11 protein-coding genes and 1 riboswitch are annotated in these 15,360 nt (G+C 71.3%); of the genes, 8 read left to right on the forward strand and 3 right to left on the reverse strand.

What is annotated here, in order from left to right; genetic code table 11:
* Positions 1 to 57 precede the first annotated feature (57 nt).
* Positions 58 to 276: riboswitch (cobalamin riboswitch) on the forward strand.
* A 159-nt stretch (positions 277 to 435) separates the two neighbouring features.
* Complete coding sequence (gene metE, locus ABZ833_RS03900; protein WP_361040590.1) at positions 436 to 2,751, forward strand: 5-methyltetrahydropteroyltriglutamate--homocysteine S-methyltransferase; 2,316 nt, start codon at positions 436 to 438, stop codon at positions 2,749 to 2,751.
* Positions 2,752 to 2,875: 124 nt separating this feature from the next.
* Entirely contained in the window at positions 2,876 to 5,983 is a 3,108-nt protein-coding gene (locus ABZ833_RS03905; protein ID WP_361040592.1) for a hypothetical protein, read from the forward strand.
* A 24-nt stretch (positions 5,984 to 6,007) separates the two neighbouring features.
* On the opposite strand, the gene ABZ833_RS03910 is transcribed toward ABZ833_RS03905, so the two are convergent.
* Entirely contained in the window at positions 6,008 to 6,433 is a 426-nt protein-coding gene (locus ABZ833_RS03910; protein WP_361041348.1) for a MarR family winged helix-turn-helix transcriptional regulator, read from the reverse strand.
* A gap of 279 nt (positions 6,434 to 6,712) precedes the next feature.
* Here ABZ833_RS03910 and ABZ833_RS03915 point away from each other — a divergent pair, with 279 nt between their 5' ends.
* The 6 genes from ABZ833_RS03915 to ABZ833_RS03940 are packed head-to-tail and all read left to right on the forward strand — an operon-like array spanning position 6,713 to position 13,365.
* Positions 6,713 to 7,636, forward strand: coding sequence for an SDR family NAD(P)-dependent oxidoreductase (locus ABZ833_RS03915; protein ID WP_361041350.1), 924 nt, complete (start codon positions 6,713 to 6,715; stop codon positions 7,634 to 7,636).
* A gap of 5 nt (positions 7,637 to 7,641) precedes the next feature.
* Complete coding sequence (locus tag ABZ833_RS03920; protein WP_361041353.1) at positions 7,642 to 8,514, forward strand: amidohydrolase family protein; 873 nt, start codon at positions 7,642 to 7,644, stop codon at positions 8,512 to 8,514.
* A gap of 10 nt (positions 8,515 to 8,524) precedes the next feature.
* Positions 8,525 to 10,063, forward strand: a complete 1,539-nt coding sequence (locus ABZ833_RS03925) for a long-chain fatty acid--CoA ligase (RefSeq protein ID WP_361040594.1) — start codon at positions 8,525 to 8,527, stop codon at positions 10,061 to 10,063.
* Complete coding sequence (locus tag ABZ833_RS03930; protein ID WP_361040597.1) at positions 10,060 to 10,515, forward strand: MaoC family dehydratase; 456 nt, start codon at positions 10,060 to 10,062, stop codon at positions 10,513 to 10,515. Before ABZ833_RS03925 ends, ABZ833_RS03930 begins: the two co-directional genes overlap by 4 nt.
* A gap of 13 nt (positions 10,516 to 10,528) precedes the next feature.
* On the forward strand, positions 10,529 to 11,929 hold the full coding sequence (locus ABZ833_RS03935; RefSeq protein ID WP_361040600.1) for an MFS transporter: 1,401 nt from the start codon (positions 10,529 to 10,531) through the stop codon (positions 11,927 to 11,929).
* On the forward strand, positions 11,926 to 13,365 hold the full coding sequence (locus tag ABZ833_RS03940; protein ID WP_361040603.1) for a hypothetical protein: 1,440 nt from the start codon (positions 11,926 to 11,928) through the stop codon (positions 13,363 to 13,365). Before ABZ833_RS03935 ends, ABZ833_RS03940 begins: the two co-directional genes overlap by 4 nt.
* On the opposite strand, the gene ABZ833_RS03945 is transcribed toward ABZ833_RS03940, so the two are convergent.
* Together ABZ833_RS03945 and ABZ833_RS03950 are read right to left on the reverse strand one after the other, a co-directional pair.
* Positions 13,347 to 13,994 carry a response regulator transcription factor gene (locus ABZ833_RS03945; RefSeq protein ID WP_361040605.1) on the reverse strand — a complete coding sequence of 216 codons (648 nt, stop codon included), beginning with the start codon at positions 13,992 to 13,994 and terminating at the stop codon, positions 13,347 to 13,349. The two genes, ABZ833_RS03940 and ABZ833_RS03945, sit on opposite strands and share 19 nt — an antisense overlap.
* Complete coding sequence (locus tag ABZ833_RS03950) at positions 13,979 to 15,238, reverse strand: sensor histidine kinase (protein WP_361040607.1); 1,260 nt, start codon at positions 15,236 to 15,238, stop codon at positions 13,979 to 13,981. Before ABZ833_RS03950 ends, ABZ833_RS03945 begins: the two co-directional genes overlap by 16 nt.
* Positions 15,239 to 15,360: the final 122 nt, after the last annotated feature.

Raw genomic sequence — 15,360 nt, forward strand, 5'->3', positions numbered from 1 at the left:
GTCTCACCTCACGGTCCGGAATGTGATCAGTACTGCCCAGAAGGCCGAACACCCTCTAGCCTGACCTGTGCAGCTGGTTCGCCCTGTCCGCCAGGCAGACGCGTCGTAAGAGGGAACCCGGTGGGAATCCGGGACTGCCCCGCAGCGGTGAGTGGGAACGACCGCCGTCATACGCACTGGATCCGAGCGCGGATCCGGGAAGCGACGGCCAGTAGGAACCTGCCTCGGCAGGTGTGCCCGCGAGTCCGAAGACCTGCCCGTTGCCCGTACGTGACCCCTCACGTGCGGACATCCCGGTGACCTCGTGGGCGGGTCGGCGTCAGATCAGGTGGAGCACCGCGCCGGTGGCGCGCGTCAGGTCCGCCCGGTTCGTCATCCCTTCGCGTCCGCGTCCCGTCCCGGGATCTCAGGAGTCATCTCGCGAAGGAGATTTCCGTGACAGCGAAGTCCGCGGCAGCACAGGCCACCGTGTACGGCTACCCCCGCCAGGGCCCCAACCGGGAACTGAAGAAGGCCGTCGAGGGTTACTGGAAGGGCCGAGTCACCGCCGACGCCCTCCGGGACACCGCCGCGCAGCTGCGCCGGTCCACCTGGCAGCACCTGGCCGACGCAGGCATCCACGAAGTGCCGACCGGCGACTTCTCTTACTACGACCATGTCCTGGACACCAGCGTCATGGTCGGCGCCGTCCCCCAGCGGCACCGCGAGGCCGTCGACACCGACGCGCTCGACGGCTATTTCGCGATGGCCCGCGGCACCCAGGACGTGGCGCCCCTCGAGATGACCAAGTGGTTCGACACCAACTACCACTACCTCGTGCCGGAGCTCGGCCCCGACACCGTCTTCACCGCCGACTCCGCCAAGCAGGTCGCGGAGCTGAAGGAGGCTGTCGCGCTCGGTCTCGCGGCCCGGCCGGTGCTCGTCGGCCCGGTCACCTATCTACTGCTCGCCAAGCCCGCGCCCGGCGTGGCCGCCGACTTCGAGCCGCTCACCCTCCTGGACCGTCTGCTGCCCGTGTACGCCGAGGTCCTCGCCGACCTGCGCGCGGCGGGCGCCGAGTGGGTGCAGCTCGACGAGCCCGCCCTGGTCCAGGACCGCACCCCGGCCGAGCTCAACGCCGCCGCCCGCGCCTACCGCGACCTCGGTGCGCTCACCGACCGCCCTCAGCTCCTCGTCGGCTCGTACTTCGGCAGGCTCGGCGATGCGCTTCCGGTGCTCGCCAAGGCGCCGGTCGAGGGCCTCGCCCTGGACTTCACCGAGGCCGCCGCGAGCCAGCTGGAGGACCTCGCCGCCGTCGGCGGGCTGCCCGGCAAGCGTCTGGTCGCGGGCGTCGTCAACGGCCGCAACATCTGGATCAACGACCTGGAGAAGTCCCTCAGCACACTGGGCACGCTCCTGGGCCTCGCCGACCGGGTCGACGTCTCCGCGTCCTGCTCCCTGCTTCACGTCCCGCTGGACGCCACCGCCGAACGGGACATCGACCCGCAGATCGCCCGCTGGCTGGCCTTCGCCCACCAGAAGACCGCCGAGATCGCCACGCTGGCCCGCGGCCTGGCCCAGGGCACGGGCGCCATCACGGCCGAACTGTCCGCCAACCGCGCCGGCCTGGCGTCCCGCTCGGGCTCGGCCCTCACCCACGACCCGGCCGTACGCTCCCGCGTCGCCGCGATCACCGGCGCCGACGCCCGCCGCGCCCACGCCTACCCGGAGCGTGCGGCGGCCCAACGGACCCGGCTCGGCCTGCCGCTGCTGCCCACGACCACCATCGGCTCCTTCCCCCAGACCACCGAACTGCGCACGGCACGGGCCGACTTGCGTGCGGGCCGTCTCGACACGGCGGGTTACGAGGAGCGCATCAAGAACGAGATCCGCGAGGTCCTCGCCTTCCAGGAGAAGGCGGGCATCGACGTCCTGGTGCACGGCGAGCCCGAACGCAACGACATGGTGCAGTACTTCGCCGAGCAGCTCACCGGCTACCTCGCCACGCAGCACGGCTGGGTCCAGTCGTACGGCACCCGCTATGTGCGCCCGCCGGTCCTGGCCGGCGACATCTCCCGGCCCGAGCCGATGACGGTGCGCTGGACCTCGTACGCCAACTCCCTGACCGACCGCCCCGTCAAGGGCATGCTCACCGGTCCCGTCACCATGCTCGCCTGGTCCTTCGTCCGCGACGACCAGCCGCTCGGCGACACGGCCCGCCAGGTCGCGCTCGCCCTGCGCGACGAGGTCAACGACCTGGAGGAGGCGGGTACTTCGGTCATCCAGGTCGACGAGCCCGCGCTGCGCGAGACGCTGCCACTGCGCGCCGCCGACCACCCGGCCTACCTGGACTGGGCCACGGAATCCTTCCGCCTCACCACCAGCGGCGTACGCCCGGACACGCAGATCCACACGCACATGTGCTACGCGGAGTTCGGCGACATCGTCCAGGCCATCGACGACCTCGACGCCGACGTCATCAGCCTGGAAGCCGCCCGCTCGCACATGCAGGTGGCCCGCGAACTGGCCGAGCACGGCTACCCGCGCGAGGCGGGACCCGGCGTCTACGACATCCACTCCCCCCGCGTACCGAGCACCGAGGAGGCAGCGGCCCTGCTGCGCAAGGGACTTGAGGCCATCCCCGCCGAACGGCTCTGGGTCAATCCCGACTGCGGCCTCAAGACCCGCGGCTGGCCCGAGACCAAGGCCTCCCTGGAGAACCTGGTCGCCGCCGCGCGCGAGGTGAGGGCGGAGCTGCCCGCGGGTTCCTGACCCGAACGCGCCTGCCGGGGCGGCCATTTGCGGGCGATTGGCCGCCCCGTGCCCTCGTCTGCCGCCATGATGGACACGCTGGCCGTTCCGTCGCGGAGCTGGGAGGGCGCCGGTGTCCAGGGGGATGAGTTACGCGGATGCGGTGCGGCTGCTGGGTGGTGCGGAGAGCCCCGCGCTCGCGGCCCTCGACCGGCTGACGGGCGGGGCGCTGCTGGTCGCCACCGGCGGCGGGTCCGCCCTTGCGCTGAGCCTGTTCGACGCGCGGGGTGAGCTGGCGCGGCTGAGTCAGTCGCTGGTCTCCGGCCTCGCGGAGCGGTCCCGCGGCCTCGGCCGGTTCGACCGCACGCAGCGCCTTGCCGCGGCGCACGCCGTCGTGGTCCTCGCCTCGTACTTCGACACCCTCAAGGAGCTTGATCTCCCCTTCGACAGAAGGGAGTTGAGGGTCGGGAGGTCCGAGGCCGTGCTCCTGGCCACCGGCCGGTCGCCGGAGTCCGGCCGACCGGCCGCCCTCGCGGACGAGATGCTGCGCGCCGAGGTCCCGATGCCTGCGCCGCACCGGCCCTACGAGTCGGAGCTCGTCGCGCTGACCGGGTTCTACCGCAGGCTGTCCGAGCAGCTCATGGAGTACGTGTCGGGCTGTGCCGCCTGGGAGGCCGTGCCGGAGCGGGAACGGCAGGAGGTGCGGGCTTCTCTGGGAGAGACCGCTCCCCGACAAGCATTGGCCGCATACGAGATCATGTACCGACGCCTGGCGGCCGAGTTCCCCGAGGTGGCCGTCTGGGTCAACGTCACCGACCATCAGGCCACCCGCAACGAGGTCCGCCGACTCGAAGGCACGCTGCGGGATCTGGAGGCAGCGATCGCCAGGGCGACCGACGGGCGGATCGCGGCCGAGCGGTACGTGGCCCTGAACCGCGCGTCGCGGGCGGCGATGGACGCGCCGTTGCTGTCCCTGGAGGACTTGCCGGAGGGCCTGACGGTCCCCACCCTCGGCGAGGGATACGTCTCCCCGGACTTCAAAGTGGCCGCCTTCGGGGCCGCCGACCGGCTTTCAGGGGAGCACTGGTGGGACGGACTGCACGTCCACCACGACCTGGAAGGCTTCCTGGCGGGCCTGCTCACCGCGCCGCAGGCCGTGGAGTCGCCGCTGCTGCTCCTCGGCCAGCCGGGCTCGGGGAAGTCCGTGCTGACGCGCGTCCTGGCGGCCCGGCTGCCCGCCGATGAGTTCCTGGTCGTACGGGTGCCGTTGTCAGCCGTGCCGGCCGACGCGGCGATCCAGGACCAGATCGAGACCGCCATCCGCGACGCCACCGGGGAGGCCATGGCCTGGCCCGACGTGACGCGCACGGCGCGCCGCGCGCTGCCCGTGGTGCTGCTCGACGGCTTCGACGAACTGCTCCAGGCCACCGGCGTGAGCCAGTCCGACTACGTGCAGAAGGTGGCCGCGTTCCAGCAGCGCGAAGCCACGCACGGCCGCCCGCTGGCCGTGGTGGTCACCAGCCGCACCGCGGTCGCCGACCGGGCCCGCCTCTCGCCCGGCGGTGTCGCGGTGCGGCTCGAACCCTTCAACGATGCGCAGGTGACACGGTGGCTGGAGCTATGGAACCGGACCAATGCCGCCTACTTCCGCAACCAGTCACTGCTCCCCCTGTCCCCGGAACATGTGCTGACGCAGCGTGAACTGGGAAGCCAGCCCTTGCTGTTGCTGATGCTCGCGCTGTACGACGCTGACGGGAACGCCTTCCAGTACGACCAGGGAGACCTCGCGGGCTACGACCTCTACGAGCGCCTCCTGGCCCGCTTCGCCGCGCGAGAGGTCCGCAAGAGCGATCCAGGGCTCACCGAGGAACAGCACGCCCACGCGGTGGAGGCCGAGCTGCTGTGCCTGTCCGTGACCGCCTTCGCCATGGTCAACCGGGGCAGGCAGTGGGTCACCGAGGAGGAGCTGACGGCGGACCTGGCGGTACTGCTCCCCCAGCGGACGCACGGGGCGCGCCCCGCCGACCTGCGGGCAGCGCTCACTCCCGGGCAGGTGGTCGTGGGCCGGTTCTTCTTCATCCACCGGGCGGAGGCGTCACGGGACGGGGTGCGGCTGCGGTCCTTCGAGTTCCTGCACTCCACCTTCGGCGAATTCCTGGTGGCCCGCCTGGCGTTGCGTGAACTCGAGGACCTGGCAAGGGCTGCCCTCGCGGACGCCTCCCGCGTGCGGGTCACCGCCCCCGACGACGCCTTTCTCCACGCCCTGCTCTCCTTCGAGACGCTCTCCGTCCGCTCAGCCACCCTCACTTTCCTCCACCAGTCCCTGGAGCGGCTTCCCGCGGAGCAGCTCACGGCGCTGCGACCGCTGCTCCTGCGGCTCTTCCACTCCGCGCTGCATGCCCGGCAGGAACGCGCCTTCGACGGATACCGGCCCGCGAACCTCCCCGTACCGGCCCGGCACGCTTCGTGGGCCGCGAACCTGTTGCTGCTTCTTGTCCTGCTGGGGGAGCCGGTGCGGGGGCGGGAGCTGTTCCCGGAGGAGGAGCCCGCGCACCACTGGAACCGGCTGATGACTCTGATCAAGTCGCAGCTCACGGACGAGGGCTGGCGTACGTTCAGCTGGTCGATCGACCTTGAGCGCACCTGGTCCGAGCAGCGCTCCGAACAGTTCAAGGACATTCAGATCAGCGTGGCCGCCAGAGACTCCGAGGTACACCCCACCATCCCCGCGGTCGATCCGTACTGGACGTACGGCATAGCTCCGGACAGCGAGGCACGCGGCCACCTTTCCTGGTTCAGGCAGGGGCATGAGGCCATGCGGAGGGAGACGCTCCTTCTCTGTGACAGGGATCGCGATGTCCTTCAGCACGCTCTCGAGCCGCTGTGCGCCGCCGGACTGGGCACGGCCATCAACAACTTCACCGGCTACTGGGAGGACCACTGCCTCTCCGGCGCCCACGCTCTGCTCCAGCTCTGGCTCACCCGACAGGAGACCCCGGCCGGACCCTCGGCACCGCACCGCACCGCGATCACCGTAGCTCTGCACAGCCTGCCCGGGGCACAACCCGAGTACCAGGACTTCCTCGAACGCTACCTGCGCACGGTGGTCCACGAATGGCACACGATGGACCGCCATCCGGGCGAGGCCTGGCTTGAACGGACCATGGCCATCATCCGCACCAACCGTTCCGGCCAGACCGCAGGCCGCGAACTCGACCGCCACGCACGCACACTCTTCGACGACCCGGACTGACCCGCGCCCGGCAAAGGGTCGCCCTCACTCCCCACCCGTATGAGCCACCCGAGACAACAACACATGCAGCGTCTCCCGCTCCTCCGCGTCGAGCGGGGCCAGCAGCTCATCAGTGACCCCCCGGGCCACCTCGTCGGAGTCCCGCAGGAAATCGTGGCCCGCGGGAGCCAGAGCCACGATCCGGCGGCGCCTGTCATCAGGGGCCGGGCGGCGCTCGACGAAGCCGAGGCGCTCCAGGTCGTCCACCAGGCCGACGATCGCGCTGGGGTCGTAGCCGAGCTCCTGGCTCAGTTCGCGCTGTGCCGCACCCTCCACGGTGGCCAGGTAACGCAGCAGCGCGTAGTGACGCAGGCGGAGGCCTGATCTCTGGAGTGCCGCGTTGAAGAGCTGACCCGAGCGCAGGCCGAGGCGGTAGAGCAGGTAGCCCGCATCCGCGTGGAGGCCCCGCATCCAGGGTGCTCCCTCGTCGACGGACCCTTTCTCCACGGGCTCGGCAGTGGTCTTCCGTCTTGTCATGAGGGGCGCTCTCCCTGATCGGTGCTTCGCAGGCGTACGACGATCGTCGCTGACAGTGTCCAGCATGCCGCATCTTTGATGTTGGAAACAATCATTGACGACAACAATGGTTTGTCTTAGCTTCCTTTCTGCGGGCCGATGCCGACCGGAGTCGTGTTCCCCCGACCCGCCAACCCATCTCTTTTCGCTGCCTGTTGAAGGGGTTTTCCAGTGCTGGACTCATACGCCGTGGATCTGCGCGGCAAGGTCGCCGTCGTCACGGGATCGGGGCGCGGCCTCGGCCTCGCCTACGCCCTTGCCCTCGCTCGCGCCGGGGCCTCGGTGGTCGTCAACGACGTCGATGCGGAGGCTGCCGAGCACGCCGTCAAGACCATCGCCGAAGCGGGCGGGCGCGCCGTCGCCGAGGTGGCCGCGGTCGGCAGCACCGAGGCCGCCGACCGCCTTGTCGCCCGTGCCGTCGACGAGTTCGGGCGGCTCGACGCGATGGTGACCAACGCCGGGATCCTGCGCGACCGGGTGCTGTGGAAGATGTCCGACGAGGACTTCGACGCGGTCGTCACCACCCATCTGCGGGGCACCTTCACCTGCGCCCGCGCCGCCGCCGTACGCATGCGGGAGCAGGGCGAGGGCGGCAGTCTGATCCTGGTCGGCTCCCCCGCCGGGCAGCGCGGCAACTTCGGGCAGACCAACTACGCCGCCGCCAAGGCCGGGATCGCGGCCATGGTGCGCACCTGGTCGATGGAGCTGGCCAGGGCCGACATCACGGTCAACGCGATCGTGCCGGTGGCCGCCACCGCGATGACCGAGACCATCCCGGCCTTCGCCCCCTACGTCGCGGCCATGAGGGAGGGACAGCCGCTGCCGGACTTCCTCCGCAAGGGCGAGGGGTTCGGGACGGCCGACGACTGTGCCGCGCTCGTCCCGTTCCTGGCATCCCGCTTCGCCCACGACGTGACCGGGCAGTGCGTCGGCATCGGCGGCGACCGGCTCGCCCTGTGGTCGCATCCGCAGGAGGCCTCCGTGGCGTACGCGGACGGCGGCTGGACCCCTCAGGCCATCGCCGCCGCCTGGCACACGTCGGTGGGCAGCGCCCCGGAGACGGTCGGCATCCCCGCACCCAAGATCCCTGGGGCGTGAGGGAGTTGGACCTCTCCGAGCTCACCGCCATCGACGTCCACACGCACGCCGAGGTCTCGTCCCAGGGGCACGCCTCGCTCGCCGAGGACCTCGACGCCGCTTCCAGCGCCTACTTCAAGGTCGAGGCCCGCAAGCGCAGGCCCACCCTCCAGGAGATGGCCGCCTACTACCGCGAGCGCAAGATGGCGGCCGTCGTCTTCACCGTGGACGCCGAGTCCGCCACCGGCACCGTGCCCGTCCCGAACGAGGAGGTCGCCGAGGCCGCCGCCGCCCACCCGGACGTGCTCATCCCGTTCGCGTCCGTCGACCCGTTCCGGGGGAAGGCGGGCGTGCGGCAGGCCCGCCGGCTCGTGGAGGAGTACGGCGTCAAGGGCTTCAAGTTCCATCCCAGCATTCAGGGCTTCTTCCCCAACGACCGTTCTCTCGCCTACGCGTTGTACGAGGTCATCGAAGAGACCGGCTGCGTCGCCCTCTTCCACACCGGGCAGACCGGCATCGGCGCGGGCGTGCCGGGCGGCGGCGGGATCCGGCTGAAGTACTCGAATCCGATGCACGTCGACGACGTCGCCGCCGACTTCCCGCATCTGAAGATCATCCTCGCGCACCCGTCCTTCCCCTGGCAGGACGAGGCGCTCGCCGTCGCCACGCACAAGCCGGGCGTGCACATCGACCTGTCGGGGTGGTCGCCGAAGTACTTCCCGCCCGGGCTCGTGCACTACGCGAACACCTTGCTCAAGGACAAGGTCCTCTTCGGCTCCGACTTCCCCGTCCTCACGCCCGACCGCTGGCTCGCCGACTTCGCGAAGCTGGCGATCAAGGACGAGGTCCGCCCCAAGATCCTCAAGGAGAACGCCGCCCGTCTGCTCGGGCTCAAGTAGAGGGGGCGCCATGCGCAACGAAGGACTCGGCTCCTGGCCCGCGCGCCGGGCCCGCAAGACCCCGCACCGCACCGCCCTCACCTACGAGGGCCGCACCACCACTTACGCCGCCCTGCACTCCCGCGTCCTCCGGCTCGCGCACGCCCTGCGGGCCCGCGGTGTCCGGCGCGGCGACCGGGTCGCCCACCTCGGCCCCAACCACCCGGCCTTCCTCGAGACCTTCTTCGCGACCGGAGCACTCGGCGCGGTCTTCGTGCCGCTCAACACCCGCCTGACCGCGCCCGAGCTCGCGTATCAACTGGCCGACGCGGGCGCCCGCACACTGATCCACTCCCCCGCGCACACCGCTGTCGTGGCGGAGCTGCGGCAGGCAGGACAGGTGGATCTCTGCGTCGAAGTAGGCGCGGAGTACGAGGAGTTGATCGAGCGCTCCGTCGAGGATCCGCTTGACGAGGCGGTCGGCGCTGACGACGTGTGCCTCCTGATGTACACCTCCGGCACCACGGGCCGCCCCAAGGGCGCCATGCTCACCCACGCCAACCTCACCTGGAACGCCGTCAACGTCCTCGTCGACGCCGACCTCACCGCCGACACCGTCGCTCTGGTCTCCGCGCCTCTCTTCCACGCCGCGGCACTCGGCATGCTCGCCCTCCCCGTGCTCCTCAAGGGCGGCCACTGCGTACTGGTCGCGTCCTTCGACCCGGCCGAGGCTCTCCGCCTCGTCGAACGGCACGGCGTCGGCGCGATGTTCGGGGTGCCCACGATGTACGAGCGCCTCACCCGCGAGCCGCGCTGGCGTGCGGCCGACCTGTCCACGCTGCGGATCCTGATGTGCGGCGGGGCACCCGTTCCCGGGCCGCTGATCGAGGCGTACGCCCAGCGCGGTCTCGCCTTCCAGCAGGGGTACGGGATGACGGAGGCCGCGCCCGGCGTGCTCTATCTCGACGCCGAGCACGCGCAGCGCAAGGCGGGCTCGGCCGGGGTGCCGCACTTCTTCACCGACGTACGCGTCGTACGCCCCGACCTCGGCCCGGCGGCCACCGGAGAGACCGGCGAGGTCCTGGTGCGCGGCCCTCATGTCATGGCCGGTTACTGGCAGTTGCCCGACGAGACCGCCGCCTCCTTCGCCGACGGCTGGTTCCGCACCGGCGACGCGGCACGGGTGGACCCCGACGGCTTCGTCACCATCGCCGACCGCCTCAAGGACGTGATCATCTCCGGCGGCGAGAACATCTACCCCGCCGAGGTCGAGAGCGCGCTCCTCGCCCACCCCGACGTGGCGGAGTGCGCCGTCATCGGGGTGCCGGACGCGCGCTGGGGCGAAGTGCCGCGCGCCGTCGTCGTGCCCCGCGAGGGCACGGCCCCCGCCCCGGACGACGTACGCGGCTTCCTGTCCGGGCGGCTCGCCAAGTACAAGATCCCCAAGTCGGTGGTGTGCGTGCGCGAACTGCCGCGCACCGCCTCCGGGAAGCTCCACAAGCCCAGCCTGCGCCGCGACCACGGCGGCGGCACCCAGGCACCCACTCGTGAAGGAGAAGCACCTCAATGACCGTCACCGCCAAGGGACTTGACGAACTGCACGCCCTCGCCGGAAGCGAACTCGGCGTCACCGACTGGCTGGAGGTCGGCCAAGGCCGCATCGACACCTTCGCCGACGCGACCGACGACCACCAGTGGATCCACACCGACCCCGAGAAGGCCGCACAGGGACCCTTCGGGGCACCGATCGCGCACGGCTACCTCACCCTGTCCCTCTTCATCCCCCTCTTCACCGATCTCCTCGACGTCCAGGGCGTCACCACGAAGGTCAACTACGGCCTGGACAAGGTGCGTTTCCCCTCCCCCGTGAAGGCGGGCTCCCGGATACGTCTGCGCGCCACGCTCGCCTCCGTCGACGAGGTGCGGGGCGGGGTGCAGATCGCGGTCGACGGCACGGTCGAGATCGAGGGCGGCGACAAGCCGGCCTGTGTCCTGCGCAGCCTGTCCCGCTTCTACGCCTGAGGAGCCCGGCACCATGACGCACCCGCCCGCCGGAAGCACGAGCTCGAAGGCAGGACCCGAGGAGAGATCCGGGGAGGGAGCCGGGCAACTGCGCCGCGTCGCCCTGTCCGGACTGCTCGGCACAGCGATCGAGTTCTACGACTTCCTCGTGTACGGCACCGTCGCCGCACTCGTCTTCGGCGACCTCTTCTTCCCCGACGCCGACCCGGCGGTGGGCACGGTGGCCGCCTTCGGCACGTTCGCCGCGGGCTACCTCGCCCGGCCCCTCGGCGGCATCGTCTTCGGCCACTTCGGCGACCGGCTCGGCCGCAAGTCGATGATGCTCCTGACCATGGTCCTGATGGGCGCGGGCAGCTTCCTCATCGGCCTGCTTCCCACGTACGACACGATCGGCGTCTGGGCGCCCGTCCTTCTCGTCCTGCTCCGCGTCGTGCAGGGCATCGCGATCGGCGGTGAATGGGGCGGCGCCACGCTCATGGTCGCCGAGCACGCGGGCGACCGGCCGCGCGGACTGTGGACCAGCTTCACCCAACTCGGCGCCCCGCTGGGCACGGTCCTGTCCACCGGGGTCGTCGCCCTGGTGAGCACCCTGCCCGACGACGACTTCCGGGCCTGGGGCTGGCGTGTGCCCTTCCTGCTCTCCGTCCTGCTGCTCGGCGCGGGCCTCTACATCCGCCTCAAGGTCACCGAGAGCCCGCTCTTCGCCTCGCTCTCGCAGCGGCGGGAGCGTGCGCGGATGCCGCTGCTCGAAGTCCTGCGCGCGCCGCGCCCGGTGCTCCTCGCATCGGCGGTCGGCATCGGCCCGTTCACCGCGCAGGCGCTGATGACGAGCTTCATGATCTCGTACGCGGTCGACGAGGGGTACACGCGCCCGCAGGTGCTCACCGGGGTCACCGTCGCCTCCTGCGTGGCCCTCGTGGTGCTGCCGTGCGCGAACCTCCTCTCCGACCGCTTCGGGCGCCGCCCCCTTGTCCTGGCCGGGGCCCTGCTGTCGGCGGCCACCGCCTTCCCGGTCTTCGCGCTCGTGGACAGTCACCGGCCGGGCCTGCTGATCCTGGCCTGCGTGATCGGGCACGGGATCGCCCAGTCCGTGATGTACGGGCCGCTGGGCGCCCTGTTCAGCGAGATGTTCTCGACCCGGGTGCGCTACACCGGCGCCTCGCTCGGCTACCAGACGGCGACGCTCCTTGGCGCCGGTTTCTCTCCGCTGATCGCCAGCGGACTGCTCGCCGCCCACGACTCCAGCGACGCCGTCGCCCTGCTGCTCACGGCCGGAGGTGTGATCACGGCGCTGGCCGTCTGGCGGGTGAAGGAGACCCACGCGGACGACCTCGCCACGCAGGCCGCCACGCCTCTCGCGTCCTCTGCTTCCCCTGCATCCCCCGCGCCCTCCGTACGAGGAGACTCCGCATGACACGCATCGCCCGGCCACGCACCGCCCGCCGCCCCGCGGTCGGTCTCGCCGCCCTGCTGCTCCTGGTGGCGGCAGCAGCCCCGGCCTCCGCCGCACGGCCCGACCCCCGCCACCTGGAGGGCACCCTCCCGTCCGGCGCCACGTACATGATCGACACCCCGGCCGACTGGAACGGCACCGTGCTGCTCTTCAGCCACGGATACCGCCCCGAAGGCGCCCCCAACCCGGCCGTGAACGCCCCCGACGAACCCACCAAGAAGCTGCTCCTGAAGGAGGGTTACGCGCTCGTCGGCTCCTCGTACGCGACGAACGGCTGGTCGGTGGAGCAGGCGGTGCCCGACCAACTGGCGGCGCTCGACGCCTTCAGAGGGGAGGTCGGCGAGGCCGGACGTACGCTCGCCTGGGGCCAGTCGCTCGGCGGCCTGATCACCACGGCGATCGCCGAGCGCCATGCGGGACGCATCGACGGCTCCCTCTCCATGTGCGGCCTCGTGCACGGCGGGGTCGCCAACTGGAACTCCACGCTGGACGCCACGTTCGCCCTCCGTACCCTCCTCGCGCCCGGCTCCGGTGACTCGGCCGGAGGTGGAGCCGCAGGCGGTGCCGCAGGCGGCTCCGGCATCCGGGGCATCCGGCTGACCGGGTTCAAGGACGCCTCCGACGCGGCCGCCTCCGCCGAGCGGCTCGGCGAGACCCTGGGCGCGGCGCAGAACACCGCGGACGGCCGGGCCCGCATCGCGCTCGCCGCCGCGCTCCACAACATCCCGGGCTGGAACGACCCGAACACGCCCCGGCCCGCCCCCGACGACCACGCCGCCCAGCAGGCGAACCAATTCACGGCGGTACGCGGCCTGGTGGCGCAGCCCGGCTTCGTCTGGCGGGAGGAGGCCGAGCGCCGCGCGGGCGGCAACATGTCCTGGAACACGGGCGTCGACTACTCGGCGATGCTGGCCCGTTCCGCCCACTACAAGCAGGTCAAGGCCCTGTACAAGTCGGCGGGCCTTTCCCTCCGGCACGACCTCGACGACCTCGCCCGCGCGCCCCGTGTCAGCGCACAGCCCCGCGCGGTGCGCTACATGGCCGAGCACGCCGCGCCCTCCGGCCGCCTGAGCAAGCCCCAGTTCGACATCCACACCACCGGTGACGCGCTCGTCCCGGTGGAGGTGGAGAGCGCCTACCGGCGCGCGGTGGCCTCGGCGGGCCGCGCCCCGCTGCTGCGCCAGGCGTACACCAACCATGCCGGGCACTGCACCTTCAGCCCCGCCGAACAGCTCGCCGCCGTGCACGCGATCGACCACCGGATCACGGCGGGCCACTGGGACGACACCTCACCGTCCGCCCTCAACTCCCGCGCCCAGCAGGCCGACCCGACGACCGCGGCCCGCTACACGGCGTACCGCCCCGGTCCGTACCCGCGTCAGGGGTTGTTCAGATAGGTGAGGACGGCGAGGACGCGACGGTTGTTGCTGTCGTCATCGGTGATGCCGAGCTTGCCGAAGAGCAAGGTGGTGTACTTGCTGATGGCGCTGTCGCTCAGGAAGAGCCGCCCGGCGATGGCCTGGTTGGACAGTCCCTCGGCCATGAGGGCGAGCACGGAGTGTTCGCGTTCGGTGAGCCGGTCAAGCAGCCGGTTCGACGACCCGCTGGACAGCAGCTTCGCGATGACGGCCGGGTCCATGGCGGTGCCACCGGCGGCGACGCGTTCCAGGGCGTCGATGAACTGGTCGGCGTCGAACACGCTCTCCTTGAGGAAGTAGCCGATGCCGCCGGTGCCGTCGGCCAACAGCTCGCGGGCATAGAGCTGTTCGACGTACTGGGAGAGGATCAGGACCGGCAGTCCCGGCACTTCACCGCGGGCGGCCAGAGCCGCCCGCAGGCCCTCGTCCGTCTGGGTCGGCGGCATGCGGACGTCGACGACGGCGACGTCCGGGCGCCACTTCAGGAGCGCGTCGAGCGTCTCGGGGCCGGTGGCCGCCGTGGCCACCACCTCGTGTCCGCACGCCTCGATGAGGCGGACCATTCCGTCACGCAGGAGGTAGAGGTCTTCGGCTACGACGATTCGCATGGCACCACTATTCTCACGCGGGTCGGGCCGCCTGCCGGGCTGGTGATCTCCAGGGTGCCGTCGAAGGCCGCGAGGCGGCGGCGCAGCCCCGCGAGTCCACCGTCGGCGCGCACGCTCGCCCCTCCCCGGCCGTCGTCCTCGACGTCCACGACGAGACCGGTGCCGTCCCGCGCGAAGGAGATCCGCGCCCGGGTCGCGTGTGCGTGCTTGACCGCGTTGGTCAGCAGTTCGGCGATCCCGAAGTACGCGGCGGACTCGATCGGCGGGTCGAGGCGCAGCGACACGTCGGCGGTGACAGCCGCTTCCAGCGGGCTGTCGAGGGCGAGAGCGCGAACGGCATCGATGAGCCCTCGGTCGTTGAGCACCGGCGGGTTGATCCCCTTGACCAGTTCGCGGAGCTCGGCCAGTGACGTGGTGGCGCCCGCTCGCGCCTCCCGCATCAGCGCCCTGGCCTGGTCGGGATCGGTCTCCATCAGCTTCTCGGCCGTCGCCAAGGAGAGCCCGAGCCCGACGAGCCGTGCCTGCGCCCCGTCGTGCAGGTCGCGTTCGATCCGGCGGATCTCGGCGGCCTGCGCGACGGTCGTGTCGGCGCGCTGGGCCGTCAGTTCGTCCACCCGGGCGGCGAGGACCATCGCGGGAGACGCGCGCAGGAAGCGGGCGGCCACCGGCTCGACGGCCCGCCAGGCGTACGGAGCACTCGCGATCGCGGCGAGGAGGCCGAACCCTCCGACGAGGTGTGCGGAGAGCGAGGGCTGGCTGAACCCGCCGGCCGCCGCCGCGACGCCGGCCGGCGGGACGGCCGCGATCACGCCCGCCGTGAGCGGCGCGATCCCCGTGAAGCGCAGGTCACGCCGGACGGCCGGGTCGCTCCACCAGATCCGCCACCGCTGGTCCATCAAGGCGTCGCGGCGGGTGCGCTCGTACGAGAAGCCGTTCCACCAGAACCCGGTGGACATCCGCATCACGGGCTCGGCCTGCCGGTATCCGTCGGGGATGACGGTGCCTGTCCACCGCGCGACGAGGAAGCGAAACATCCGGCAGACCGGGCGGGACAGGCCGAACGTACCGACACCCGCCACCACCACCGGCGCGACCCACGACCACGGGTTGCCCGCTCCCCACCAGATCCCCCACGCCACGGCAACGGCCCACACGGCCGGAACCACCATGCTGACGATCACCACCACGCACGCCCGGACGAACCCCACGCAGGCGCTCCCCACCCACGACACGACCTGTCGCATGACTCTTCCCTCTGCTTCATGAACCCCGGCCGGTGCGGCTCGGTGCGTCCACTCTGCACGGCACACGGCCCGATTCCCCCCCCTGGTCAGCCCAGAAGTGGGCCTAGCCCCACCCACCTCTG

It is taken from the genome of Streptomyces sp. NPDC047525 (genome assembly GCF_040643025.1).
GTDB classification, from domain to species: domain Bacteria; phylum Actinomycetota; class Actinomycetes; order Streptomycetales; family Streptomycetaceae; genus Streptomyces; species Streptomyces durmitorensis.

Excerpts from the sequence above, each read along its gene's own strand:
- ABZ833_RS03925 (WP_361040594.1), top strand. The coding sequence starts at position 8,525 with ATGCGCAACGAAGGACTCGGCTCCTGGCCCGCGCGCCGGGCCCGCAAG.
- ABZ833_RS03930 (WP_361040597.1), top strand. The coding sequence starts at position 10,060 with ATGACCGTCACCGCCAAGGGACTTGACGAACTGCACGCCCTCGCCGGA.
- ABZ833_RS03910 (WP_361041348.1), bottom strand. The coding sequence starts at position 6,433 with ATGCGGGGCCTCCACGCGGATGCGGGCTACCTGCTCTACCGCCTCGGC.
- ABZ833_RS03940 (WP_361040603.1), top strand. The coding sequence starts at position 11,926 with ATGACACGCATCGCCCGGCCACGCACCGCCCGCCGCCCCGCGGTCGGT.
- ABZ833_RS03945 (WP_361040605.1), bottom strand. The coding sequence starts at position 13,994 with ATGCGAATCGTCGTAGCCGAAGACCTCTACCTCCTGCGTGACGGAATG.
- ABZ833_RS03950 (WP_361040607.1), bottom strand. The coding sequence starts at position 15,238 with ATGCGACAGGTCGTGTCGTGGGTGGGGAGCGCCTGCGTGGGGTTCGTC.
- ABZ833_RS03935 (WP_361040600.1), top strand. The coding sequence starts at position 10,529 with ATGACGCACCCGCCCGCCGGAAGCACGAGCTCGAAGGCAGGACCCGAG.
- ABZ833_RS03905 (WP_361040592.1), top strand. The coding sequence starts at position 2,876 with ATGAGTTACGCGGATGCGGTGCGGCTGCTGGGTGGTGCGGAGAGCCCC.